Here is a 25324-nt window from a genome sequence, read left to right on the forward strand (position 1 = left end):
CTAAGGCGTTCCCCTTCGCTTTGGGCTCAGACGCCGCAGGTGTGGTCACTGCCGTAGGCAGTGCGGTCAGCGGCTTTGCGACGGGTGACGCAGTCTTTTTCTATGCCGAATTTGCCCGTGGCGGCAGCTATGCCGACTACGTGGCGGTCAATGCCTCCCAAGTGGCGCTCAAGCCGCGCACAGCCTCTTTTGCGGCCGCGGCTGCCATGCCGACACCCGCTCAGGCCGCTTGGACGGCCCTGATGGAAACTGCAAAGCTGGAGCGCGGCATGCGCGTGCTGGTGCACGGCGGCGCGGGTGCCTTGGGCAGTGTGGCTGTTCAACTGGCCAAACTGCAAGGCGCTTACGTCATCGCCACGGCTGGCACAACCGACTTGGCTTTGGTCAAAAGCTTGGGCGCGGACGAAGTCATCGACTACCGCACCGAGCGCTTTGAGCAACTGGCCAGCAACTTGGATGTGGTGCTGGACACCTTGGGTGGCGCTACGCAAGAGGCTTCATGGGCCACGCTGCGAAAAGGCGGTCTTCTGGTTGCCACGGCCACGCCCCCATCGCCCGAGCGAGCCGCAACGGCTGGCGTGCGCGCGGCCTTTGTCTTCACGCCTCCACGCGGCGTGGTGTTGGCGCAGCTGGCAGCACTGGTGGACTCAGGGCATTTGCGTATTTTGGTGGGGCAGGAGTTTGCCTTGGCCGACGCGGCGCTGGCCCACCGCCTGGGCGAGTCAGGCAAAGCGCGCGGGAAAATGGTTTTGCATGTCAACGCGCCCGTGGCTTAAGCGTCGGGCGCGTTGGCCAAGTTAATCGCCGTCAGTTGTTTTTACTTCTCTTCGTTGAACCCCCAACCCTTAAAAGGCAACACCATGCACAGCTTCAATCTCCAGGACACTGCCGTGATCCTGATCGACCACCAGGTCGGCACCAATACCTGGGCTGCCACGACGCCGCTGGCTCTGCTGCAGCGTAATGTGATCGTTCTGGCAAAATTCGCCAAAGGCACAGGCATGCCGGTGGTGTTGACCTCCAGCCAAGAGACCAATGTTAACGTCCAGGGCCCATTGATGCCCGAGCTGCAAGATATACTGCCCGAGGCGTTTGCCGCGCGTATCCAACGCCAAGGTGTGGTCAACGCCTGGGACGACGAGGCGTTTTCCAACGCATGCCGGGCTACCGGCAAACGCAACTTTGTGATGGCGGGCGTCACGACGGACATTTGCATGGTCATGCCGGCCATCAGTGCTTTGCAGGAAGGCTTTAACGTGCAGGTAGTGTGCGACGCCTGTGGATCGTCGAATCTGATTGCCGAAGAAATGGCCTGGCGTCGGATGGAGCGGGCTGGCGTACGCCTTACCAGCACAGGCGCGGTAGTGGCTGAATTAGTTAGGAACTGGGCGAGTCCCGCAGGTGCTGTCGCGTTCCCGTTGCTAACCTGAACCGGTACGCAAGTACGCCAGCGCTGCTGTGACGGCAGCGCCTACGTTCGTGATCGCGGTCATCGAGTTTGAGAGGCTGAAACAGCCTGAAATGTTTCAAGTGCAATAAATGTGGACCTTGGGACGTGTCAAGGGCAGAGTACAGCACCTTTGCGGAAAACTCCGCCGTTTGAACACAGCACGACAGAGCCCGTTGCGCTCGTGCGCTTGCATGGGCAGATAATCGTTAGGGAATCTTGTGATCGCGTTCCAGCACCGCTGTGGCCGGTGCTGCGCTCATGAATCCATAGGCATGATAAATCCGCTCAATGCTCTTGTCGGCGATCATGGTGTTGATGATGCCATTGAGCCGCGCCACCTCGCCATCGCGCATGCTGTTATTGCAAGCAAAGAACATGGGGACGGTTGCGAAAGTAAGCAGCAGATCGACATTGGTGAGTCCCAGATCGCGCATCAGATAGCTGGCTGGCAAGTCGGCGCTGGCCCACAGATCAATCCGGCCCCTGAGCAATTTTGGTGGATTAAGACGATCTGCAGCCACTTCCGAGACACGAATTTTATGCGCCTTCAGGATGGGGATGGAAAGATCGTGGATGATGGTGCCAACCAGATACGGGCGGGCATCGTGCAGCTGGCGCAATTTGATCTTGCTTTCGCGCAGCCCGAAAATTGACCAGCGACTGTGGCCGATCGGACCGATCCACTTGAATTTTTTCTCGCGTTCCGGTGTTCTGCCCACCATCACCTGACAGGTATCCCGGGTACTGGCAGTCAATGCCAAACCACGAGCCCAGGGAACCGTATCGATCGAGTCGATGCGCACGCCGGCGCGTGTCATGAGTTCATCGACAATATCAACCGCGATACCGCCCACTTTGCCGCTGCTTGTGTGTTTCCAACTGTACGGCGCCCACTCCAGCGCATATACCGTGAGCGCCGCACTGGCATCCGCAGGAGCGCACCATCCAAACATCGAACAGGCAATCAATCCCTTGAACGCCGTGATGGCGTTCAATTGATGCCATCCGGCCGGTATGTAAAGAGTCGCATGAACTCAGTGGCCAGGATCTTCGATTTTTTTAAGGTAGGCACTTTCGAGCCTGCCGATGTCGACTTTCTTGAGTGCGTTGTCGAACGCTTCCTGCAGGGATTTGCCGGCAGGGGTACGCTGGAAGCAGACATGCATGGTGCGCTCGACGAGCGTCTTGTCGGCAAACGCGACACTGTCTTTGGCCTGGGTTTTATACGTCATGTAGCGCAACACGGCTTTGTCGATCACAATTGCCGGCACCTTTTTCGTTACCAGTTTCTTGACGTTATTGGTGTCGCTGGTGGTTACCTCGACCGGCTGTTTTCCTTGTTTGACCGCAGCGTCAAACGCCTCGCCGTTCGGATAACCTTCCACCACGCCGATTTTCAGTGCCGCCAGATCGGCCGGCGTTTTCCATTGCAGCGGCGAGTCCTTGAGGTATCCGATACCCGTCACGGTTTTTCCGATCGGCGCGGAGAAATAGCATTTCTTGGCCCGTTCCTCCGTGACCCAGACGGGGAAATAACCGGAAAATGCGGGATCGCTCTCCCCTTTTGCAACCGTTTCGGTCCACGGGTGAAAATCGATTTTCAACGTGGTCCCCATGGCCTTCACGACTTCGCTGACAATTTCCCCGGACAGGCCCTTGCTGGGCAGGTTACTGGCAGTAAAAGGCACCCATTCCAGCGTCGCCAAACGTACCGGCGGCACCTGCGCGGTAGCGCACACCGGCAGCACCACACCAACCCACACAGCACTGACAAGCAAACCAATTTTCGTCATTCCATTCTCCCCAAGAGATCGACTACACAGCTTTCATCGAAGCTCACTCAGACTAGACCTGTTTGCTGGTGAACACAATTCAAACACGCCCAGTGTTGCAAGGCGAGCAGATCTTTTCCGATATTGCCGTGCTCGCTTCTTTTTTGTCCTGTTTTGCATCATGATCTTCGACGGGAACTGTCAGCTGATCACTCGCAAGCGCAGCGCCCGTTGAATCATCCGATCCGCACGCGGTTTGGCCTTGCGGTATTCGCTGTTGTTCATCATGGAGGCACGATGAAGCACGCTTTTCACGTAAAAAAAACGGTATGGCTGGCACTGATGCTTGGCCCCGGAATCAGCACTGCCGCCATCGCGCAATCGAATGTGACGATCTATGGCTATCTGGATGTGGGGATTGTGAAGGAAAGCCGGACCAGCACGCGCGAAAGCCGCGGGCTAAACAACTGGCTGGGCTTCAAGGGAAGCGAAGCGCTGGGCGGCGACCTGTCTGCGGTGTTCAAGCTTGAAATGCGTTTTTTGCCTGATACAGGCGCACAAGAGCGATCGACGACGCTGTTCCAGGGCGAAAGCACTGCGGGCCTGTCCAGCAAAAGCCTGGGAACCTTACTCATCGGACGCGCATGGACGCCGCTATGGGCCGGGAAATGGGCGTACGACCCGTGGTACGATAGCGCGATGATGGGATCGCTGGGCGCCTACAATGGCGACTTCGACAGCGATGGCCTCAACCTTAACAAGGTGTTCGCCAATTATTCCCGAGTGAGCAATGCCTTATTCTATCGCTCGCCAAACTTCGCCGATTTCCAGTTCAGTCTTGTCGGTGAAGTCGAATCAGTGCCCGGCGCACGCAAGCGCTCCCGTGGCGGCGCGCTGCAATATGGCCACGGACCGGTGTCGGCCATGCTGGCCTATGAAAAAAACCATGTCGCTGATGACGTTGTGTATGCTGGCGCTTCATACACCATGGGTCCTGTGGTGCTCATGGGTTCGTATTCGCGCACCCATCTATTCTTCCTGAACACCTCATCTCATAGCGCCATGGTCGCAGCGACCTATGCGATAGGAAACGGCATGCTGCGCGGCGGATATGGGCGTATCAAAGAGAGCCATGCCAACAAAACCAGTGCCGGCTACGTTCACAAGCTGTCCAAGCGCACCAGCGTCTACGCCGATGTTTATCGAGAACGTATCAGCCGAAAGCAAGACGGGGTCGCGCTCGGCATCACGCACTCGTTTTAATCCAGGCGCGCTGTCCGGTTCATTCAAACCATCCTTTGGGTTCTGTCGTGCTGATGATCGGGAAGTTTTCCTGAAATGGTATTAGGTTCCTCAAACTGGACGGACTGTTCCTGCCAGTGCAAAAAATTGGTCAGCGCACGACATCGCATCTGCGCCGTCGATTGCGGTACGCGCCCGTCGGGCTACTACGAGCGCTTGGTCGACGTCATGAAAGAGCTTTTCAGGATGACCTTGTTGATGCGCGGGCGTTCCGGCTATCTGACCGACCGCTACAGTGAGCGCAACGAATGGCCAATCAAGGCGGTCGACAAACAGATCAGCAAGATATAGACTCCGCCCCGATTCCAGCCACTGTCCTGTATCGACGAGGTGTCTGGCATGACCCGCCAGTGGCATGGGCAGGCGAGCTTGTCGTGCGCAATGTGGGAATCAGGATCATCACGGGCATTTACTTCGATCATGCCCTTTGCGTTCTCCAGCAACTCCATGCAGTCCGGACTTACATGGCGCAGATGCAGGCGATTGCCGGCTGCTTTGTAGCGTTCTGCAAACGGGTCGATCGCTTCGATAGTGGCGTGGTCGGCGACGCGTGCGCCGGGCAATTTGAGCACCACTTCCTGCGGATCGCCCGTCGCCGAAAACAGCGTCTGGAATTGTGCCACCGACGCCAACAACAGCGCGCCGTCCAGCTCATACTCTGGCCGATCCTCGCACAGCCACCCATCCCGCCGAAAAAAGCCGGTTACGACCAGCTCGGCACGTACGCAATTCCCACCCCCCAGGCAAGCTCCTTTTTACCATTTCCACCACTGTGACAATCGGTGAGATTGTCCGTAAATACAGTACCTATACTGATTTTGGTCAATCGTTCTCTGGTTTCCTGGAAGGATGCAACATGGACTCTCTACGCTCGCTCCCGCGCCGCTTTCGGCTGCGCCCATTGCTCGCTGCAATCTCACTCCTGGCGGGCAGCTGCACCGCCCTGGCAGCCGGGCCGGCAGCCAACCTGCAGGTGAGCACCGGCCCCGGCCCGTCGGAAATCGTGTTCCCATCGATCGATACCCCGACCATCAAGCCGGGCCGCGCGCCGGCGGTGGATTTGCGCGTCTTGCCCAAGGGGGCGCAGGTGTCCTTGCCCAACCAGGACATGGGCCATGTTTTCATGCGCATCGCGCCAACCGAAGCGGTCACGCTGTCGGGCGCCGACGTCGCCGACAAGGTGATCGTGCCGCTGCTGAGCGCGCTGCATTTCGAAGGCGGCATGCGGCGTCTGCGGCGCGCCCCCGAGGCCGGCCTGCCGCAGACGCGGCCGCAGCTCGACGGTGTCGCCCAGTTGCTGGCCCTTGAATACCAGGGCAATGAAAAAGCCACCCGCCCGCGCACCCTGGACATGGTCGACGCCTTCCTCGGCAAGCGCGCCCCCACCGACGATGTCGAGCGCAACCTGCTGATCGCGCGCGGCCTGACCTTCGCCCAGTACAAGGCCGACATCGAACGCCAGGAAATCATCTACCCCTTCCTGCAGGTCGAAGGCGATGTGCCGATCGAGCACACCCTGCTGCTGGCCTCGCGCTGGGAAGGCCAGAGCGTCACCAGCGTGCGCGGCTCGCTGCTCCACCGCTATTCGATCGCCAACGCGCGCCCGCAAAGCGCCGAGGGTGCCGACCTGCGCGCGTACGCGGCCTTGAGCAGGGTCAAGGGCATCGATAGCGTCGACGGCAAGCGCGTGCTCGACGGGCCATCGCTGGTGCTGCTGCCTTTCGGTAACGACAGCGCCGGCGGCGTTTCCCTGCGCTACGCATGGCGCATGGTCGTCGAAGGCATCAGCTTTGGCCGGCCGGTGCCGTTCAGGGTCTGGTCCGATGCCGCCACCGGCACCATCTTGAAAATGCGCCCGCTCGTCTCCGATGTCAGCGCGACCGGCAATGTGTGGCGGCGCGATCCCGGCACCGGGGCGACCCAGGTGCGCAGCTTCACGGTCGACCCCGCGGTCGGCGGACAATACACGCTCAAGCTGGCCGGCGTGGTCTCGCGCGTGGACCACCAGGCCGACGGTTTCGATGCCGAGGATGTGTCGATATCGAGCACTCTGGGCGGGAGCAGTGCAACCCTGGCGAACTTCAACCAGGCACCCATCAACAACGGCGCGACCGCGACCTGCTTCAGCGGCGCCAATCCACGGTTCCAGCAGGTGAACTACTTCGGCGTGTTTCACCTGAACTGGAAGCAATCGCTTGCGCACGGGATCTACACGCCCTTCCCGACCAGCCCGTGGAATCCGCGCATAGAGTCGGCCTCGGCCGGCTGCAATGCCTGGTCCAGCATGAATTTCGGGGCCTGCCAGGGCTACTTCGACGCGACCTGCCCCAACTATTCGGATGGCACGGCCAGCGCCACCAACTTCATGAACTTTGCCCACGACAACACGGTGGTCAGCCACGAACTGGCGCACAACGCGGTGCAACGTTTCACCGACGGCCGCCCCGCCAACTGGTGCGGCATGGCGCCGTGCGCCATTCCGTTCGGCATGGGCTCGATGCACGACCTGGCCGACGCCTGGGCCGATCATTTCGATAACACCAACTGCACTTCCGGCTGGGCCGCCAAGAACCTGGGCGGCGTGAATGCCAGCAATAACTGCCAGGGCAGCCGTGGCCACAGCGAGGCCGGCAGCCTGCCGCGCCTGCATGAAGTCACGACCCCGTTCAATCCCGCCATCCCGGGCGACCATTTCCCGGAACACCGCGACCTGTCGAGCATCGACTACGCCGACATGCAGATCGGTTCGGCGATCCTGTGGCAAGTGCGCGAGGGCATGCGCAGCAAGTGCCGGCCGTCCGGGCATCCGCAGTATTTTGTCCGCTTCACGCGCGCGCTCAAGAACGCCGGCTTTTCCGGCAGCGTGGGCGGCGGCGACCGCGGCATCTATAACGTGCTGCGCGACCTGGAACTCGAAATGGTCGAGCAATGGGCCACCTCCGGCTTGCCGGGCGGGCCGCCGGCATTCGCGCACAACGGCAACCACACCACCAACAAGGTGCTGGCCGGCTTCGCCAAGGGCGGCGTGTTTGCCATTCCATCGGCCTGCATCGACGGCGACCCCGGCACCGCCGACGCGGCCATCTGCCCCACCGGCGAGAACGGTGCCGATGCCGTGATCGACATGAACGACAACGACCTGGGCGACGATCCGGTGGTGGACGGCATTACGCACCGGGAAACGGATTTCCTCAAGCTGGGCGGCCCCGCACCGACCTTCCAGGTCTGGACCGGCCCGCGCTTCCGCTTTACCGGCACCAGCGCGCGGCCGGTCAGCGGCACGGCGATCTGCAATGCCAAGTACATCGTCGAAGCATCGACCGATCAGGCCTTTTCGCCGGCATCGACCATCAACAGCGGCTGGCGCGTGGTCGACCTGAACACCGCCACCCCGGCCTCGCCGGAATGCTCCGACACCTGGACCCCGAACGCGGCCCAGTGGACCACGCTGCAAAGCGGCGGCCACCTCACGCGCGTGTACTACCGGACCCGCACGCGCGACGCCCTGGATGGCAACGAACGCCTCTCCACCTCTCCCGGCGCGGGCCTGTGGACGGTTCCGCCGCCCTATGCGGTCATCACCACCACGGGAGGATCGGACTATTGATGCGCGCCCCACATGAGAGCAAGAGCAAGCACGCCCGGCGCGTGATCGCCGCCCTGGCCGCCGCCGCCGCGCTCGGGCATGCGTTTGGCGCCGGCTTGCCGTCGGCGCGGCGCGTGCTCGATCCGCCCCTGGCCGGTGCCGCCATGGCCGTGGTCGACGGCCGCCTGTGGGTGGCCAGCCGTGGCGGCGGCCTGGTCGGCTTCGAGCGTGGCGCGCGCAGCATGCGCTTCGATCTCGGCCAAGGCTTGCCCTCGGCCGTTGCGCAGGAACTGGCCGCCTTGCCCGATGGCCGCCTGCTGGTTGGCACCCGCGCCGGGCTGGTGCTGGTCGACCCGCGCGATGGCAGCGCCAAGCCGCTCGCGCCAGCGGGCACGGGGCGCGACAACATGGCCGCCGACCTGGTGCTGGCGGCCACCCGGGGCAATGCGGCGATCTTCCAGCTCAGCCAGCCCGACCCCGACGGCGCCGGGGGCCAGGCTGACGCATCGCTGTGGCAGTGGGATGGCACGCGCGTGCAAGCCTGGAATCTGCGGCTGGGCGGCGGGGTGGTGGCCACCGCCGGCCTGGCCGACCGCAACGATGGCTGTTTCCACCTGGCCGGCATCCAGGTCGATGGCGCCGGACAGCGGCCCTGGTACGCGCGCCAGTGCGGCGCGCAACTGCGTACCTGGCGCCTGGCCGACGGCGCGCCCGCCGGCACGGTCGGCGTGGCCGCCATTGCCAGGGCAGCCGATGGCCGCTCCACCATCCTGGTGATGGTGACCCAGTCCGCGGCCAATCCCGCCTCGCGCCGCCATGTCGTGATGAGCCTGGACCAGGATGGCCGGCTCAGCCCGCACTGCTCGCGGGCCAGCTTCAGCGAGCCGGTGACAGGCCTGGTGCAAGCCGGCCCGGACCTGATCGTCGCGCGCGCCGGTGCCGGCCTCCATGCGCTCGGCTGCGGTCCGCTCACGCCGCTTTCCGCCGACCCGCGCGTGAGCAACGCCACCGCCTTGCTGCATGACGCCGGTCTCGGCCTGCTGGTGGCCGCCGATGGCGCCGTCTGGCAACTGGGGAAGGACGGCACGCCGCTGGCCCTGACGCCTGCGTCCGGGGGCGCGATTCCCATCGACGCCTTGCCGATGGAATACAAAGCCAACGGCGCCCTTGCGCTGCTCAGTTCGCCGACCAGCGGCCCGCTGGAGCTGGCACGCACGGCGGACGGCTGGCGCGTGGCACGCCAGTGGCGCGCCGGTATCGACCTGCCGGTGGGCGTCTACGGCGCGGCCGCATACGCGGAGCCGGACCAGGTCATTGCCGTGCAACTGTCGCAGGGCGTGCTGCGCCTGCGGCAAGGAGCAACGCAAGCGCTGGCGCTTGAGCCAGGCGCGCTGCCGCTCGATGTGGCGATCACCTCCGGCGGCATGTGGATGGCGGCCGGCGCCGCGCCCTTCGGCGGCGCCGCCGCCGGCCTGCACTTCCTGCCCAACGATGGCAGCGCCCGCTTCGTGCCGCTGCCCGGCCGTCAGGCCGAGCCCAGCGGCCGGCTGCTGGCCTGGCCTGACGGCCGGGTATGGGCCGCTACCCGCTTAGGCATCATTGAAGCCGATGCCAGGGGCGCCGCGCGGCGCATATCGGCAGGCCGTGTTGAGGTGCTGTACCGCAATGCCGCACGCAATATCGTCGGTGCGGTGGGTGCCAGCGTGCAGTACTGGGACGGCGCGCGCATGGTGCCCGTGCTGTTTGCGATCGCGCCCGCGCCGGCGCGCCCGCTGGGGCATCCGGTCGATCTGGTCATCGACGATGCGGGCCGCTGGTGGATTCTGTTCTCGGGAGGGCAAGTGGTGCTGCTCGATGCGGAGCGGCGCCATGTGGCGACGCTCGATGAGCGCGCCGGGGTGCCGCCGTCGAGCCGGCGGCTGCTCTATTTGCCCGGCTCGCGCGAGGTGCTGATCGGCTCGGCCCGGGAAGGCTTGTTTTCGCTGGCCTGGCCCTGACATGACGCATAGTCGCCAGCGGACATGAGAAGGTGACGAGCGGGGCCAGGAGGCTCCATGTCGATGTGCGTGGGGTTGCTGATCGCCTCGGAATTCATGCCGTCAGCCTGTTGACGCCGATTGCCGCCGACCTGCATGCCACCAACGGCATGGCCGGCCAGGCGATTTCCGTCTCGGGGCTGTTCGCGGTCGTCACCAGCCTGCTGAGCGCCAGTGTGGTCGCGCGCCGGGACCGCCGCCACGTTCTGCTGGGGCTGACGGTCACCATGCTGGCATCGCTGCTGCTGATTGCGGCGGCGCCCAATTTCCCCGTGCTGATTGCTGCTCGGCGCGCTGGCCGTGGGGAGTGGCGCACGTTTGCGCCCGGCACCCGTCAAAGCAAGAAACGGATAGATCGGCGCTACCGTCTTCCTTATGCTCGAAGTCCGACAGACAACCAGCATAAGGATCGGCAAATGAATCAGTTATCAGGCAAGGTGGCGATTGTGACGGGTGCAAGTTCAGGCATTGGCTACGAAACGGCCAGGCTGTTCGCGCGCGAGGGAGCCAAAGTGGTGGTCACGGCGCGCCGCCAGGCCGAATTGGACCTGCTCGTCGCCGAAATCGAACGCAGCGGCGGCGAAGCGATTGCCGTTGCCGGCGATATCCGGCAAGAGGAGCTCGCGCGCGCCCTGGTGGAAGTGGCTGTCGGCCGCTTCGGCGGCCTCGATATCGCCTTCAACAATGCCGGCACGACAGGCGACAGCATGGCGGTCGCGGACATGTCGGTCGAGGCCTGGAATGCGATTCTTGACACCAACCTGACCAGCGCCTTCCTCGGCGCCAAATATCAGATTCCGGCGATGCTCGAACGCGGCGGCGGCTCGCTCATTTTCACATCGACCTTCGTCGGCCATAGCGTCGGCTTGCCGGGCATGGGTGCCTATGCGGCCAGCAAGGCCGGCCTGATCGGCCTGATGCAAGTGATCGCGGTCGAATACGGTGCGCAGGGCATTCGTGCCAATGCGTTGCTGCCCGGCGGGACCGATACCCCGATGGGACGCGCTTCCGCCAATACGCCCGAAGCGCGCGCCTTCGTCGAGCGGATGCATGCCTTGAAGCGCCTGGCGCGGCCGCAGGAAATTGCACAATCGGCGCTCTACCTGGCTTCCGACGCATCCAGTTTCACGACCGGATCGAGCCTGATGAGCGATGGCGGCGTGTCCATTAACCGGACGTGAACCGTCAGCTTGGTGAAGGCGCGCGGCGCGCCGGACCCGGCTACTGCTGCGCACGCAGCGCTTCCGCCTCGGCCCGCAAGGCGCTGCGGTCGGCATTCGACGCATCGAGGCGCGCGCGCAGGTCCTTGATCTCCGCCTCGAAATTGTCGCGCGCGGTCACGGCCCCGATCAGCTCCATCTCGGCGGTAAGGCGCGCATCCGATACCGCCGCCTGCGACGCCACATTGCGCTCGATCTGCAAGCGCAAGTCCACCAGCTGCTCGTTCTTGCCTTCGATGGCCAACTGGTCTTTTGCCTTGCCCACCAGCGCCTCGGTGGCCACCAGGCGCGCGTTGCGCAGTTCCACCGTCAGGCGCTGGATGTCTTCATCCCGCTCGGTGACTGTCGCCAGGGCCTGGTCGCGCGCGATCGTCATGCTGGTCAACTGTGCGCGCAAGTCGTTGCGCTCGGCTTCGAGCTGCTGGCTTGCCGCGAACAGGTCTGCCATGTCGCTGTCGGACTGCGCCAGCGCGTCGCGCACGCCGGCGCCGGCTTCGTGCGCGAACTGCTGCGCCCAGTTGCCCAGCACGGTCGCAACCGAATCCGGAATCTCCGCCCTGGGCGGCTCCGGCGGCGCGGCCTCGCTGGCGCGCCAGGCAAGCAGATGCTGGTGAATGGTATTGGGGGAACCGGCGCCGAGCGCCTCGCGCACCGCGTCGATGCTGATCCGCGTGCCGTCGTCCCGCAGGCTGATGGCCGCCGCAGCAACCTCGTCGTAGGTGACTTCCTGACGTGCCATAGCATCTCCGGTAGGGGTAGCGTTGTAGATAGCTAATATCATACGCCGCGACGGCAATCCGCCGCGCCCTTCTGCTCGCCTGGCATTCACGCCCGCGCAACGCTGGGCAGCACGTAGCCGGCATGCAACGTTGCGCACAATTTTCCACTTCCTGCCCCAGATGAGCAATGTAAAGAGTTATTTACATTTGCATCGCAAAGTTCTACAGTCTGCGTCGTGGCACGCCGATATCCCGACCAAGCCGAGGAGCAGTATGCAGACCAGCACTTTCAGTGACCCGATGTACCTGACCAGGATCCTGGCCGCTGCCGGCCTGGGGGCCGCGCTCATGGCCGGCGCCGTCGTCAGTGGCGGCAGCGATCTCGGCGCCCCGCTGCGCATTGCGCTCGCCGCCCTGCTGATCCTGCCCTTCGTATTAATCTATCCGCTGGTGTGGCGCTGGCACCGCCGGGTCGATGAAATGCTGCAAATGGTGCATTTCCGCGCCTGCCTGTTCAGCGTCTGCACCAGCGCCGGCCTGTTCGGCGCGGCCGGGGTGCTGCAGGCTTGCGGCCTGATTGGCCCACTGCACGCCTTCCTTGGCTTCATCAGCGTCGTCGCCACCTGGTCGCTGGGCCTGATGCTGGCCGACCGCAGCCAGCACTGATGGCCACCATCACCGTCACCGGCGCCGCCGGCTACCTGGGATCGTGGGTCGTGGCCGAAGCGCTGGCACTCGGCCACACGGTGCACGCCACCGTGCGCGACCTTGCCGACGAGGCCAAGACCGCGCATCTGCTCCAGCTCGGCGCGGGCCATCCCGGCCAGCTGCATCTGTTCGCGGCCGACCTGCTGCGCGACGGCTCTTTCGACGCCGCCCTGGAGCGGGCCGAGTACCTGATCCATACCGCCTCGCCCTACATCCGCGCCGCCCTGCGCGACGTGCAGCGCGACATGCTCGGCCCCGCCGTGGACGGCACGCGCAACGTGCTGGCCAGCGCCAACCGCTGCCCCACCTTGCGCCGGGTCGCCCTCACCAGCAGCATCGTGGCCATGATGAGCAGCCTGCGCGACGTCTGCGCCCATCCCGGCCACACGCTGGACGAGTCGCACTGGAATACCGGCAGCACCGCCGATGGCGATCCCTACAGCTACGCCAAGACCAGCGCCGAACGGGCGGCATGGGAGATCTGCGGCGCGCAAGCGCAATGGCAGCTGGCCGTGCTCAATCCCGGCGCCATCTTCGGCCCCTCGCTGTCGCGCCGCAGCGACGCCGAAAGCGTCAAGATGATGCAGCAGTTCCTGAAGGGCGGTTTTGCGGCCGGGGTGCCGGCCCTGCACCTGGGCGTGGTCGACGTGCGCGACGTGGCGGCGGCGCACGTGCGGGCCGTGCTCGACCCGGCCGCGCACGGACGCTATTTGCTGGTTGCCGAAAGCTGTCCGCTGCTGCGCATGGGCGCCACCATCAGCGAATGCTGTCCCGCCTACCGGGCCAGGATGCCACGCCGCGAACTGCCGCGCTGGCTGATCTGGCTGGCGGCACCGGCCATCGGCATGCGGCGCAACTTTGTGCGCGACAACGTCGGGTTTGCGGCGCAGTACAATACCGCGCGCAGCCGCACCGGGCTGGGGCTGAGCTATCGCAGCATCGCCAGCACGCTGGGCGATCATGTGGAACAACTGGAGCGCGACGGCTTGCTGGCCTGAGCGCGGGGAGCCGGGAGCGGCGATGAAAAACCGGATAAGCGAATTGCGCAAGGCCCGTTCGATGAACCAGTCCGACCTGGCGCAGGCGCTCGACGTCAGCCGCCAGACCGTGCACTGCATCGAGACCGACAAGTACGACCCCAGCCTTCCGCTGGCCTACAAGATCGCGCGCCTGTTCGGCACCACTATCGAAGAAGTGTTCGACCTGGAAGCGTGATCCCATCCGGGCTTGCAGCCGTCATTGGCCGGCGCTGGCCTGGTGGCGGCGCTCCCCGGATGGCGCGCGCAACGCCGACCAGCCCCACACCAGGCTGCCCAGCGTGGCCATCAGCATGTCCTTGTGCGCATCCCACATATCGCCCTGTTGCCCGTTGTACGACTCGGCATCCTCCGACGACAGGATCATCGCCACCGCGAACTCGAACCATTCGTACCAGAGACTGGTGACCATCACCGCCGACACGGCAATATAAAATCCCAGCCGCACCGACAGGCCGCGCCGAGACGTCAGGTAGGAGATGGCGCCGGGCGTGAAACACAGGCCGAACAGGAAATGCACGAGCCGGTCGAAGTGATTGCGCGTCCATCCGAACGACTGGTCGATGGAAAAGTGAAACAGCGCCTGCCCCCACGCATCGTAAGGCACGTTGGAATACATCCAGCGCGCGCCAATCGAATGCACGGACAGGAACACGGCAATGAGCAGGAAATCCAGGTCGGTAAGACCACTGCGTTTGGAATACTTCCACAGGAGCGCAAAGCCGACCAGCGTGAGCGAACTATGCAGCGCCTGTTCCACCGGCCACAGCGGATTGATCCACGTGACGGCGAAGATGAGCAGCATGAGGACGGTGGACGTGCGCTTGGAAGGATACATGGCTGTGAAGGAAAAATGAGACAAGGACTGGTCCGTTCCCGGCAGTCCGCTTGGGACGCATATGGTATGCGATGAATCGGCTTTGTTTGGCGAAAATATATCCTGTTCTTTTTCGCCGCAGAATAGCCAACGCGGCGGCAAACGGCACTGTCCTGCCCCCGATCGGGGAAATGGTATCGTTTCGCCATGCTGCGTCCCTGGGACGATGCCGCCGGCACCGGCTGACGTGCTGTTCCCGGCAGCATGCATGCCGGCGGTCCGTCCGGACAAATCGAAAGCGCCATGTTCAGACAGGCTACAATCCTGTCTCCCCCATCTGAACCCAGATCCCACGCACCGGAACCCCTGCATGCGCCATCGTCTAGCCGCCCTCGTACTTTGCTGCATCACCGCCACGAGCATGGCGCAAGCCGGCACGTATGAACCGTCCATCGGTGTGTCGTTTCCTTCTGACATCGCAGGCCTGACCTTGCAGGGACGCACGGAATTTCCGCAAAAGGGACTCGGCGTGGCGATCGAATATACCGATGGCGACAGGACGCGCGGGGCGCTGTATATCTACAACGGCGGGCTGGCCTCCGTGCCGGCCGATATCGATGCGCCCGTCGTCCGCAAGCATTTTGAGCGCGTCATCGCCGACCTGAAAGCATGGGATGGCAAGGGCAAGGTGCGCATGACTCAAGCCGTCGGAAACACCGAAAGGACCACCACCTTCACCGGTTGCGGCCCCCAGTTCATCGTGCGCGAGTTCGAGATCGACCTGCCGGAAGGCACACTGGCGTCGGCGTCTTATCTGACCACGATGAAAAACAACTTCGTCAAACTGCGCGTGAGCTATATGAAAAGCTCGGCGCAGACACCGCAGACACCGCAGACACCGCAGACACCGCAGACACCGCAGGCGGCGCAGAAATTCGTCCAGCAGGTTCGTCATCTGCTCGGTGGCTGCCGATAAGCCCAACTGGCCGCCACGTTGTCGATTAGCGCCTTCGTCAAAGCCCTACGCCGATGAAACGCGACCATCTCGAATCAATTGTCACGGTCCTGGCCATGTTCGCGGTCGGGATCAGCAAGCCTGTCAACTATCACGCCATCGAGATGAACGGGGACGGTTTTCATCTTTACCGATACTAGGGACGCTGCGACAGTGCGCGCTGGGACGAGATACGCGGCGTCCGCTTCATGCGTTCCTACGACGACTTTAGCAACAGCAATGAAACCGAATGGCTGATCGGCACCGCTGACGGCCGTCACATTGCCGTGCTGGTGGAGTTCATGCACCGCAGACGCTTCGGCCGGGCGCTGGCGCGCCATGTGCCCGGGTTCCTGGCCGCCCCGGCGCGGGCCGGGGTCGCATCATGGAAAACCGGTGTGTGGCAGTGCTACGCGCCCCCCGGCGACCCGAAATAGCCCTTGCCACGGCCGTTTGGCGCCTGGGTTATCATCGTCATCCGACTCTTTTCCCTGGCCTTCCCATGCAGATTCGCCGCCTTGTACCTTCCGATGCCTCCGCGTTCCAGTCGCTGCGGCTGGCGTCCCTGCAGGAATGCCCGTGCGCCTTCAGCTCCAGCTACGAGGAAGAGTGCGACACGCCGCTGTCGGCCATCGAAGCGCACATGGCCCCCGACTCGGGCCGCAACCGCTTCGGCGCCTTCGATGGCGCGGAACTGGTTGGCATCGTCGGCGTGGGGCGCGAAAGTGCGCCCAAGCTGCGCCACAAGGGCTTCGTGCGCGGCATGGTGGTGGCGCCGGCCTGGCGCAACAAGGGCGTCGGCCGGCAACTGCTCGCGCACGCGCTGGCCTTTGCCGATGCCATGCCAGGGCTGCGTCAGGTGACGCTGACCCTCACCGCTGGCAACGCGGCAGCGCTGGCGCTGTATGAATCGATGGGATTTCGCCTATTCGGCCACGAGCCGCGCGCCCTGTGCGTGGACGGCGTCTTTTACGACGACATCCACATGCTGCGCGACGTCGGCGCAGGCTGATTCTCCAACTGCGTTACCACAGGTGACGCTGATGATCGATGCGCGCGACCGGCGGCTTGCTTGCCATCAGTTCGTTGGCCCGCAGCGCCGGGCCGTGGAAGATGTTGAACACGACCTTGCGATACACCCAACCGCTCTCCTGCGCCACGCGATAATTCCCGATGATCCGCACCCAGCAGTTCGGTTTCAGCAGCACGTCGGAAACGGCTTTCGCCGGTCTGCGCCGGGCGTGATAGCCTAGGAAAGCGACATGTACGCCTGCTTCCGTGTGCTCAATCGTGAGCGGAAACGCCTCGCTGTGCTGTTGGGCGAAACGAACCACTTCCGTACCATGATCGATGGCGAACTGGCGGCTTTCACAGGACCGCACAAGATGCAACAGAACCGGGTCGGACAGCGCGCAATCGGGAATCGAAACGCGCTCCGGAACGGCGTTTCGCAAAACCGATCCCGGCGCGCCGCGCGATGCGCCGGTCCACCACGTTTCGATGATCTGAATCAGTGTCTGCATGCGGATACCTGAAGTGAGCATCGGCTGCCGCGAAAGTGCGGGCCGAGCGTTCCGATTCTACCGCACGACTCATGCAAAACGGCTGGACCAGGGATGCCAGGGCGTTGTCCAGCGGGCCCTCAACAGGAACAATGCAGGCGCCGATATGAATGCGAACGTCCCTCTCCTCATCGGCTGCTTCACCGCCATCGCCGCAATCTCATGCAATCAATTCATGAAGCTGCCCTGAGTCCCTACACCCGCAGCGCATCCGCCGCCATCATGCGCATCGCCAGCCACGCGTGGCGCGCCACCGCCACCAGCGCCACTGCCACAGTCGACGCCAACGCCAGCAGCAAGGTCCAGTAGCCGACCGGCGCATGCTCGACATAGGTCGCCAAATAGCTCTTGACCGCCAGCGCCGCCAGCGGCAATGCGATCAGCGCCGCGATCGCGATCAGCGTTCCTATCTCACGCGCCACCAGCAGGCCGATCGCCGGCCGGCGCGCCCCGTGCAGCTTGCGCAGCACGATCTCCTTCGCGCGCCGCTGCACCGTGTGCGCCGACAGCACGTACGTGCCGAACGCCGCGATGGCCAGCGCGATGCCGGTGGCAATGGCCAGCAGCTTGGCCACCCGCGCATCTTCCGCATAATTGAGCGCCAGGATCGCATCGGCGCGCTGCGTCTTGATTATCGCGTCGGGAAAATACCTGGGCCACAAACTGCGCACCGCCGCCTCGACCGGCGCCAGCGTGCCCGTTGCGCGCACGCTCAGCGTCATCCCGGCGGTCCACAACTCGTACGCCATGGCATGCGGCGGTTCGCGCAGCGACTGGAAGCGCAGTTCCGGTGCAATGCCCACCACGCGCTTCTGAATGACCTTGTTATCGAAGCCGGTAAACAACAGCGTCTGGCCCAGCGCAGCCTCCGGACTGGCGAAACCGAGATCGCGCGTGGCGATCACGTTCAACACCAGCGGCACCGGATCGTCTTCCTTGTCGACGGCGGCCGCGAACAGGCGCCCGGCGCGCGGCGCGATGCGGTACTGCTCGAAAAACGCCGCGCTGACCGACTTCATTTCCATCGATGCGCTGATCCCGCCCGGGCGCTTGAGGTCACGCAGCCACGACACCTGATGGCGCCCCACGGCGTCTTCCGAGATCGCAGTGCCGGCCACGCCCGGCTGGGCCGACAGCGCCGCGACAAAGCTGCGCACGCGGGCGCTGTCGCGCATCGTTTCCGGCAGATCGACAATCATCAGCGGCGCCGGATCGAAGCCGGGCGAGACGCGCATGGCGAACGCGGTTTGCCACGCAATGGCCAGGGTGATGCCGGCGAAGCCCATCGCGGTGGCCACCTGCACCACCGTCATCACGCGGCGCAAGCGCATGCCGCGCGCCGACTCGCTGTCGCCACGCCCGGCCAGCACCTGGCTGGGACGCACGCGCATGGCGATCCACGCAGGATACGCCGCCGTCAGCGCGCCCAGTGCCAGCCCCAGTGCCAGCGCCGCACCGATATTCGGCGCCGACAGCATGCCATCGAGCTTGCGGTTGACCAGCTGCGCGAACAGGGGCAGCGCCAGCCACGCCAGCAGCAGGCCCAGTCCTGTTGCCAGCAGCGCCACCAGCATCGATTCGGCCAGCAGTTGCAGCACGATCTGGCGCACGTCGGCGCCCAGCACCTTGCGCATCGCCACCTCGCGCTGGCGCCGCAGCACGCGCACCGCCGCCAGGTTGACGTAATTGATGGCGGCCATCGCCAGGATCAGGGCGGCAATCGCGGCCAGGGCGGCGATCACCTTCGGGTTGCCGCGCTCCCCGGCCGCGATCACTTCGGTTTGTCCCACGTCGCGGTCGAAATAGGCGTTCCGCAGCGACGACAGGGCGACATCCATCACCTTCCTTTGTCCCAGCCGCTGCCTGGTTTCCGGCGGAACGTTCTGGATCCCGGGCGCGCCGTCGACGGCCTGCTGCAGCGATGCGGTCAGCGCCGCCACCGATGCCGCCGGATCGACGCGGATCAGCACCTTGCCCCACCAGCCCGATTTCCCCGTCATCATTTCCTCCTTTACGTGCGCCTCGGCCAGCACCGAGCGCACGCCCACCAGCACCTCGAACGGGATGGTGGTGTTGGCGGCCGGCGTGCGCAGCACCGCAGCGGCGCGCAGCAGCTTGCCCTCGACCAGCATGGTGCGCCCCACGATATCGGCCGTGCCGAAGTGGCGCACCGCCGCCTCTTCGGTGATGGCAAAGCCTTCCGGCTGTTCCAGCGCGCCATCGAGGTTCCCGCGCAGCGCCTGCAGGCCCAGGATGCCGGTGAATCCCGGCATGACCGTCAGCCCGTCCATCCCATGCAGCTGGCCGTTGATGGTCGCCGTCAGCCCCTTGATGTGCGGGCGTGTCGGAATGTAGGCGGTCGAGGCGAGTACGCCCGGCGCCTTGGCGGCCGCCATGCGCAGCATCATCGGCGCCTGGTCGAACCACGGCGCCTTCGGGTCCACGTTGTAGCGCTGCTTGACGATGTAGATGTGATCGGCGCCGGGCACCTCGGCGTTGTACTGCCATGAAAAACGCACGAAGCCAAACAGCAGCAGGGCTGCGGCAAAGCCCACGCCCAGGCCGGCGATGACGACCAGCGAATACGCCGGTTCCTGCAACAGCGTGCGCCAGCCGATACGGAAATCCCTCAGGTTCATCATCGCTCCCTCACGCCGCTTGCAGTGCGTCGACCAGGATGCGGCCGTCGAGCAGGCGCAAGGTGCGCGATGCCTGCGCCGCATGCGACGGCGAGTGCGTCACCATGATGATGGTGGTGCCTTCGGCGTTAATCTGGCGCAGCAGGCGCATGACTTCATCGCCATGCGCGCTATCGAGGTTGCCGGTCGGCTCATCGGCCAGCAGCAGCGCGGGGTTCGCCACCAGCGCGCGCGCGATCGCCACGCGCTGCTGCTGCCCGCCCGACAGTTGCGAGGGCCGGTGCTTGGCGCGGTGCGCCACGCCCAGCTTGTCGAGCATCGCCGCGACGCGCTCGCGCCGCTCCCTGGCCGGCACGTTCATGTACTCCAGCGCCAGTTCCACATTCTCGGTCACCGACAATGCTTCGATCAGGTTAAAGCTCTGGAAGATGAAGCCGATGCGCCCGCGCCGCAGCTGGTTCAGCTGCGCTTCGCTCCACCCGGCCACGTTCTGGCCATCGAACCAGTATTCGCCGCTGTCGGGCGTGTCGAGCAATCCCAGCATCGATAGCAGGGTCGATTTGCCGCAGCCGGACGGCCCGGTGATGGCCACGTATTCGCCGGCGTCGATATCGAGCGTGATGCGGTCCAGCGCCGTGGTGCGCACTTCGCCGCCCTGGAACGTTTTGCTGACATTGAGTAGCTTGAGCATGCCGTCCTTCCGACGTGGGGTGGGGTTGATTGGTGTGGCGTTCATTGTGTCATCTCCGGGTAAGCCAACATGAAAAATCTAATCCTGGAACTGGAGCCGCGCCGCCTTGCCGTAGCCGGCATACGACGAGACGATGACCCGCTCGCCCGGCGCCAGGCCGGCCAGTACCTCGACCTGGGTGTTGTTGCGCCGTCCGGTGCGAATCGCGCGCCGTTCGGCTGTTCCCCCATCCTTGTCCAGCACATACACCGCCACGCCGCCGCTATCGTTGATGAAGGCGTCATGCGGCAGCAGCAGCGCGTCGCTGGCGCCGCCGAGCGTGACCAGCGCTTCCGTGCCCTGGCCCGGATTGAAGGTTTGCGGCTGGCCGCCGGTGAACGCCAGTTCCAGCGCAAAGCGGCCCTCCTTGATCTGCGGGTAGATCCGGCTCACGGTCAGCGCATGCGCCCGGCCGTTGATGGTGGTGCTTCCCTGGCGGCCCACGGCCACCCGGTTCAGGTAATACTCGTCGACCTGCGCCGCCAGCTTGAACTGGTCCACGTCATCGATGCGGCCCAGGTGCTGGTCGGGTTTCACGGTTTCGCCCACCTGCAAATGAAAATCGGTCAGGCGGCCCGACACGGGCGCGCGCACCGCCAGCGCATCGATGGTGGCGTTGACCAGTTGCAGGCCCGCTTCGAGCCGGCCGATGGCCTGCTCCATCTGCCTGACCGCGTCGCGCTGCGTCGCCGTTTCGGTCTTGTAGCCGGCTTTCTCGCTCTCGTACAGGCGGCGCTGCTGCGCCACGCGGTCGTCCGAGTCTTCCAGCGCGCTCAAAGACACGAAGCCCTTCTGCGCCAGCGCCGCATTGCGCGCGTGCTGCTTTTCGGCCAGGGCCAGGGCGAACGCCAGCTCGGCGCCGCGCCGCTCGCGCTCCATGCGGCTCGCTTCGAGCGCGATGCGCAGATTGGTCAGGTTGGAAATCTGCTGCGCATGCTCCGCTTCGCGCGCCAGCAGGTCCAGGCGGCGCTGCGGATTCGACAGCCGGAACAGCACGTCCCCCTGCTTGACCGATGCGCCGTCGCGCGCAAAGACTTCTTCCACGCGGCCCGATTCGACCGCGTCGAGCATCACCGAGTGCAGCGGCGCGGCGATGGCGCGCACGGCCAAGTCGTCGCGGAACACGCCGCGCGTCACGCTGGCGATGCGCGCGTCGGCGCGCGCCACCTGGAGCCCGCGCGGCAACTGCTGCCACAGGGCCGCGCCGGCCGCCAGCAGCGCCAGCGCGAGCGCGGCGGCGCTCAAGGCGCGTTTGCCGCGGCGGCGTTGCAGCGGCTGGTCCATCGCGGCGCCGCTGGGGCGCTCTGCTGGTGGGGCTATCGGAACAATCATGGCGACCGTCGGGCTGTGAAGTAATGGACGGATGGATCGCAACATCCGTGCCATGTGCGCGCCAGGGGCACGCGCCCATTCCCATAAGCGTGTTGCGCATGATCCGTGCGGAAGCGGACGGTGCGAAGTGTGCGCTTTCGGACACCTGGGTCGCCACCGGACGGATTGATTGGTGGCGCTGGCGGCCTGCTGCTAGAATCGGCGCACCTGCTTTCAACCTCCGCGCCATGGCCGACAATCCCGCCCGCATCCTGATCCTCGACGACGACGCCGACGTCGCCTACGCGGCGCAACTGGTGCTGCGCCGCTGCGCGGCAAAAGTGGCCACCCTGGCCGATCCGCGCCAGCTGGCACGCCATCTGCAGGGCGGGGTGCCCGACGTGGTGCTGCTCGACTTCAACTTCACGCCCGGCCGCACCGACGGCGCCGAGGGCCTGGCGCTGCTCGATCAGCTGCGCGCGCTGCCCGATGCGCCGGCGGTCATCGTCATGACCGCTTACGCCGACGTGGCGCTGGCGGTCGAGGCGATGAAGCGCGGCGCCAGCGATTTCCTGACCAAGCCCTGGGATAACGCGCGCCTGCTCGCCATCGTCGAAGCGGCGCTGGCACGGCGCGCCGCGCCGGCGTCGCCTGCCAGCGGCGCCCTCGATGCCCTGATGGGCGAATCGCTGCCGATGCGCCAGCTGCGCGCGCTGGTCTCCAGCGTCGGGCCGACCCAGGCCAACGTCATGGTGCTGGGCGAGAACGGGGTGGGCAAGGAACTGGTCGCGCGCGCCCTGCACCTGGCCTCGCGCCGCGCCGCCGGCCAGTTTCTCGCCGTCGACATGGGCAGCCTGCCGGAAGCGACGCTGGAGAGCGAATTGTTCGGCCACCGCAAGGGATCGTTTACCGATGCGCGCAGCGACCGCGCCGGGCGCTTCCAGGCGGCGTCCGGCGGTACCCTGTTTCTGGATGAAATAGGCAACCTGCCGCTGGCCGCGCAATCGAAGCTGCTCACCGCCCTGGAGCGGCGCGAAGTCACGCCGCTCGGCGCCGACCGCCCGCAGGCGATCGATGTGCGCATCGTCAGCGCCACCAACCTCGACGAAGCCAGGCTGTATGACGCGCAGGTGTTCCGGCCCGACCTGCTGTTCCGCCTCAATACCATCGTGATCCGCGTGCCGCCCCTGCGCGAGCGGCGCGAGGACATTCCCGCGCTGCTGCGCCACTACCTGGCCCATTACGCGCAGTTGTACGGCAAGCCGCCCGCCACCATCGCCCCCGGCGCCTTCGATGCGCTGTGCGCGCATCCCTGGCCCGGCAATGTGCGCGCGCTGCGCCACGCGTGCGAGCGCGCGGTCATTCTCGGCCAGCCCGGCACCCACGGCGTCGCCGATTTCGGCCTGCACGGCGGCGAGCCGGCGCCGGCGCCGCGTGCCGCCGGCACCGACATGCTCGCCCTCGACGCCATCGAGCGCGACGCCGTGGCCGCCGCCATGGCGCAGGCGCGCGGCAACATCACCCACGCCGCCGGCCTGCTCGGCATCAGCCGCGCCGCCGTCTACCGCAAGCGCGCCAAGCATGGCCTGTGACGCCGCGCCACGGCGCGCCATCTGGGCCGGGGCGCTGCTGCTCGGCGCCGCCGCGTGGGGCGCCGGTGCGCATGGCGCCACCATCTCGGCGGCGACGGCGGCCAGCGCGCTGGCGGCGCTGCTGGGCGTGGGCCTGATCCGGCGCGGACTGGCTGCGTCAGCGGCCGTGGCGCCCCTGCCGCCGCTGGAAATACCGGCCGGCGTGCCGCACGACCAGGCGCAGCTGGCCGCGCGCGTGCTGGCGCTCGAATCGCAGGTCGAGCATGCGCCGATTGCCCTGTTCCGCATCGACAGCGCGCAGCTGCCCCTGGCCGTGGAGCCAGTCAACGCCAATGCGCGCCGCCTGCTGGCACCCGGCCGCGCCACCGACCTCGATGCCCTGCGCCGCACCCTGGCCGGCCTGGCGCCGGGCCAGCGCCGCATGATCGACGTCGACACCGAACAAGGAATCGAGCGCGCCCTGGCCACGGCCGCCGCATTGAGCATCGAAGGCCAGCCGCAGCGGCTGGTGGCCCTGACGCCGATGGAAAACGAGCTGGCGGCGGAGGCCATGCAGGCCTGGCAAAAGCTGGTGCACGTGCTGACGCACGAGATCATGAATTCGCTCACGCCGGTGGCCTCGCTTTCGCACAGCGCGCGCGACATGGTGCACGGCGTGCGCGCCGGCCTGCCGCCCGATGTTGCCGGCGACCTCGGTATCGCGCTCGACGCCATCGCCCGCCGCGCCGACAGCCTGACCCATTTCGTCAGCGGCTACCGGGTCCTGGCCAGCGTGCCGCAGGCGGCGCCGCAGCGGGTGGTGGTGCAGGAGATGTTCGCGCGCCTGTCGGCCCTGATCGGGCCGGCGTGGCAGGCGCGCGGCGGCAGCGCCGGCTTCAGGGTGGAGCCGGAATCGCTCGAATTGATGGCCGATCCGGGCCAGCTGGAACAGGCGCTGGTGAACCTGCTCCAGAACGCCGCCGAAGCGTGCGCGCAGGGCGCCGCGCCGCACGTCGAGGTGAGCGCCAGGCTGGCGCGCGGCGGCCGGCTGCGCATCGACGTGTGCGACAACGGGCCGGGCGTGGCGGACGAAGTCATTGCCGATATCTTCACGCCCTTCTTTTCGACCAAAAGCAAGGGCAGCGGCATCGGCCTGGCCATGGTGCGCCAGCTGGTGCACCGCAATGGCGGCGCCGTGCGGTATGCCAAATCGATCGGCAGCGGCGCGCGCTTCATCATTACATTTTGACGGCGCGCGCCGTGTAGAATCCGGCACACCGTCAACCTATAGAAGGACATCCGTGAAGGCAATCCACCTCAAGCTCGGTATCGCCACGCTGTGCGTCGCCGCCGGCGCGGCGTACTGGTACTACTCCCCCCTGATCGCCCTGAAACAGATGCGCGCGGCGGCCCGCGAGAACAACGCCGAGAGCTTCAACGAGCGCGTCGATTACCCGCGCCTGCGCGAAAGCGTCAAGCTGCAGCTCGGCGCCGCCATGAACGAGGAAGTCAAGCGCAGCGACACCAGCGCGTTCGGTGAAGCCGGCACGGCAATCGGCAAGATGCTGGGAATGGCCATGGCCGACAAGATGGTCGACGCCATGGTGCGGCCGGAATTCGTCATGCGCGCGATGGAACAGGGAACGCTGCATCCGCGCCCGCATGGCGCGCAAGAGAATGGGCCGAAGAAGCCGGACCGCAAGTACACTTCCGAGCGCGTCGGCCTCGGCCAGTTCATCATGCACCTGGAACCGGACAATCCGGGCGACCGGCGCATGTCGCTCGTGATGGAGCGTCACGGCCTGGCATCGTGGAAGCTGGCGGAGGTGCGCATGGGCGCCCCCGCCGCCGCTTCCAGGTAGGCAAGGGC

24 protein-coding genes and 1 pseudogene are annotated in these 25324 nt (G+C 65.5%); 17 read left to right on the forward strand and 8 right to left on the reverse strand.

The genetic code is table 11. The annotated features are described in order from the left end of the window. Both PO883_RS25975 and PO883_RS25980 read left to right on the forward strand, forming a co-directional pair. Nucleotides 1-776: NADP-dependent oxidoreductase (locus PO883_RS25975; protein WP_289312328.1), on the forward strand; the 776-nt coding region annotated here is incomplete at its 5' end. Between the two features lie 84 nt (nucleotides 777-860). Next, complete coding sequence (locus tag PO883_RS25980) at nucleotides 861-1430, forward strand: isochorismatase family protein (RefSeq protein ID WP_289312329.1); 570 nt, start codon at nucleotides 861-863, stop codon at nucleotides 1428-1430. 226 nt (nucleotides 1431-1656) lie between these two features. Here the strand turns inward: PO883_RS25980 and PO883_RS25985 are convergent, their stop codons facing one another. Next, nucleotides 1657-2445, reverse strand: a complete 789-nt coding sequence (locus PO883_RS25985; protein WP_289312330.1) for an ABC transporter substrate-binding protein — start codon at nucleotides 2443-2445, stop codon at nucleotides 1657-1659. Nucleotides 2446-2484: 39 nt separating this feature from the next. Further along, a complete protein-coding gene (locus PO883_RS25990) occupies nucleotides 2485-3243 on the reverse strand; it encodes an ABC transporter substrate-binding protein (RefSeq protein WP_289312331.1) in 759 nt (252 codons plus the stop codon). Nucleotides 3244-3519: 276 nt separating this feature from the next. Between PO883_RS25990 and PO883_RS25995 the strand changes: the two genes are divergently transcribed. The 6 genes and pseudogenes from PO883_RS25995 (at nucleotide 3520) to PO883_RS26020 (ending at nucleotide 11327) form a co-directional block, all read left to right on the forward strand. After that, complete coding sequence (locus PO883_RS25995) at nucleotides 3520-4485, forward strand: porin (protein WP_289312332.1); 966 nt, start codon at nucleotides 3520-3522, stop codon at nucleotides 4483-4485. A gap of 171 nt (nucleotides 4486-4656) precedes the next feature. After that, nucleotides 4657-4815 (forward strand): annotated as a pseudogene (locus tag PO883_RS26000) (arsenical resistance protein ArsH); the annotation flags it as partial. Nucleotides 4816-4874: 59 nt separating this feature from the next. Beyond that, the gene (locus PO883_RS26005; RefSeq protein WP_289312333.1) at nucleotides 4875-5300 is read left to right on the forward strand and encodes a hypothetical protein; all 426 of its coding nucleotides are present in this window, start codon (nucleotides 4875-4877) and stop codon (nucleotides 5298-5300) included. A gap of 80 nt (nucleotides 5301-5380) precedes the next feature. Continuing rightward, on the forward strand, nucleotides 5381-8131 hold the full coding sequence (locus PO883_RS26010; RefSeq protein WP_289312334.1) for a hypothetical protein: 2751 nt from the start codon (nucleotides 5381-5383) through the stop codon (nucleotides 8129-8131). Then, nucleotides 8131-10107 (forward strand): hypothetical protein, encoded by a 1977-nt coding sequence (locus PO883_RS26015; protein ID WP_289312335.1) that lies wholly within the window; start codon nucleotides 8131-8133, stop codon nucleotides 10105-10107. Before PO883_RS26010 ends, PO883_RS26015 begins: the two co-directional genes overlap by 1 nt. A 455-nt stretch (nucleotides 10108-10562) precedes the next feature. Next, nucleotides 10563-11327 (forward strand): SDR family oxidoreductase, encoded by a 765-nt coding sequence (locus PO883_RS26020; RefSeq protein WP_289312378.1) that lies wholly within the window; start codon nucleotides 10563-10565, stop codon nucleotides 11325-11327. A 40-nt stretch (nucleotides 11328-11367) separates the two neighbouring features. Here the strand turns inward: PO883_RS26020 and PO883_RS26025 are convergent, their stop codons facing one another. After that, nucleotides 11368-12105, reverse strand: a complete 738-nt coding sequence (locus PO883_RS26025) for a DNA-binding protein (protein WP_289312336.1) — start codon at nucleotides 12103-12105, stop codon at nucleotides 11368-11370. A gap of 253 nt (nucleotides 12106-12358) precedes the next feature. Between PO883_RS26025 and PO883_RS26030 the strand changes: the two genes are divergently transcribed. Genes PO883_RS26030 through PO883_RS26040 form a run of 3 tightly spaced genes read left to right on the forward strand, consistent with a single transcriptional unit; the run spans nucleotide 12359 to nucleotide 14008 of the window. After that, nucleotides 12359-12751, forward strand: coding sequence for a hypothetical protein (locus PO883_RS26030; protein WP_289312337.1), 393 nt, complete (start codon nucleotides 12359-12361; stop codon nucleotides 12749-12751). Continuing rightward, entirely contained in the window at nucleotides 12751-13791 is a 1041-nt protein-coding gene (locus tag PO883_RS26035) for an NAD-dependent epimerase/dehydratase family protein (RefSeq protein WP_289312338.1), read from the forward strand. Before PO883_RS26030 ends, PO883_RS26035 begins: the two co-directional genes overlap by 1 nt. Nucleotides 13792-13813: 22 nt before the next feature. Further along, the gene (locus PO883_RS26040) at nucleotides 13814-14008 is read left to right on the forward strand and encodes a helix-turn-helix transcriptional regulator (RefSeq protein WP_167090889.1); all 195 of its coding nucleotides are present in this window, start codon (nucleotides 13814-13816) and stop codon (nucleotides 14006-14008) included. A gap of 21 nt (nucleotides 14009-14029) precedes the next feature. Here the strand turns inward: PO883_RS26040 and PO883_RS26045 are convergent, their stop codons facing one another. Further along, complete coding sequence (locus tag PO883_RS26045) at nucleotides 14030-14692, reverse strand: DUF2238 domain-containing protein (protein ID WP_289312339.1); 663 nt, start codon at nucleotides 14690-14692, stop codon at nucleotides 14030-14032. 376 nt (nucleotides 14693-15068) lie between these two features. Between PO883_RS26045 and PO883_RS26050 the strand changes: the two genes are divergently transcribed. The 3 genes from PO883_RS26050 to PO883_RS26060 all read left to right on the forward strand — a co-directional run bounded on the left by PO883_RS26050 (nucleotide 15069) and on the right by PO883_RS26060 (nucleotide 16653). Then, entirely contained in the window at nucleotides 15069-15623 is a 555-nt protein-coding gene (locus tag PO883_RS26050; RefSeq protein WP_289312340.1) for a hypothetical protein, read from the forward strand. A gap of 227 nt (nucleotides 15624-15850) precedes the next feature. After that, nucleotides 15851-16078, forward strand: coding sequence for a hypothetical protein (locus tag PO883_RS26055; protein ID WP_289312341.1), 228 nt, complete (start codon nucleotides 15851-15853; stop codon nucleotides 16076-16078). Nucleotides 16079-16143: 65 nt separating this feature from the next. Next, complete coding sequence (locus PO883_RS26060; protein ID WP_289312342.1) at nucleotides 16144-16653, forward strand: GNAT family N-acetyltransferase; 510 nt, start codon at nucleotides 16144-16146, stop codon at nucleotides 16651-16653. A gap of 13 nt (nucleotides 16654-16666) precedes the next feature. On the opposite strand, the gene PO883_RS26065 is transcribed toward PO883_RS26060, so the two are convergent. The 4 genes from PO883_RS26065 to PO883_RS26080 form a co-directional block, all read right to left on the reverse strand. Beyond that, on the reverse strand, nucleotides 16667-17164 hold the full coding sequence (locus PO883_RS26065; RefSeq protein WP_289312343.1) for a hypothetical protein: 498 nt from the start codon (nucleotides 17162-17164) through the stop codon (nucleotides 16667-16669). Nucleotides 17165-17397: 233 nt separating this feature from the next. Then, a complete protein-coding gene (locus PO883_RS26070) occupies nucleotides 17398-19845 on the reverse strand; it encodes an FtsX-like permease family protein (protein WP_289312344.1) in 2448 nt (815 codons plus the stop codon). Nucleotides 19846-19852: 7 nt separating this feature from the next. Then, nucleotides 19853-20533 (reverse strand): ABC transporter ATP-binding protein, encoded by a 681-nt coding sequence (locus PO883_RS26075; RefSeq protein WP_289312379.1) that lies wholly within the window; start codon nucleotides 20531-20533, stop codon nucleotides 19853-19855. A 78-nt stretch (nucleotides 20534-20611) separates the two neighbouring features. Next, nucleotides 20612-21904 carry an efflux RND transporter periplasmic adaptor subunit gene (locus PO883_RS26080; RefSeq protein WP_289312345.1) on the reverse strand — a complete coding sequence of 431 codons (1293 nt, stop codon included), beginning with the start codon at nucleotides 21902-21904 and terminating at the stop codon, nucleotides 20612-20614. Between the two features lie 227 nt (nucleotides 21905-22131). Between PO883_RS26080 and PO883_RS26085 the strand changes: the two genes are divergently transcribed. Genes PO883_RS26085 through PO883_RS26095 form a run of 3 tightly spaced genes read left to right on the forward strand, consistent with a single transcriptional unit; the run spans nucleotide 22132 to nucleotide 25316 of the window. Continuing rightward, the gene (locus PO883_RS26085; protein ID WP_289312346.1) at nucleotides 22132-23475 is read left to right on the forward strand and encodes a sigma-54 dependent transcriptional regulator; all 1344 of its coding nucleotides are present in this window, start codon (nucleotides 22132-22134) and stop codon (nucleotides 23473-23475) included. After that, a complete protein-coding gene (locus PO883_RS26090) occupies nucleotides 23465-24703 on the forward strand; it encodes a PAS domain-containing sensor histidine kinase (protein ID WP_289312347.1) in 1239 nt (412 codons plus the stop codon). Before PO883_RS26085 ends, PO883_RS26090 begins: the two co-directional genes overlap by 11 nt. Nucleotides 24704-24755: 52 nt before the next feature. Continuing rightward, nucleotides 24756-25316, forward strand: coding sequence for a DUF2939 domain-containing protein (locus PO883_RS26095; protein ID WP_289312348.1), 561 nt, complete (start codon nucleotides 24756-24758; stop codon nucleotides 25314-25316). Nucleotides 25317-25324 lie beyond the last annotated feature (8 nt).

This window comes from Massilia sp. DJPM01 (assembly GCF_030348125.1).
In the GTDB taxonomy this organism is placed as follows: Bacteria; Pseudomonadota; Gammaproteobacteria; order Burkholderiales; family Burkholderiaceae_D; genus Telluria_A; species Telluria_A frigida.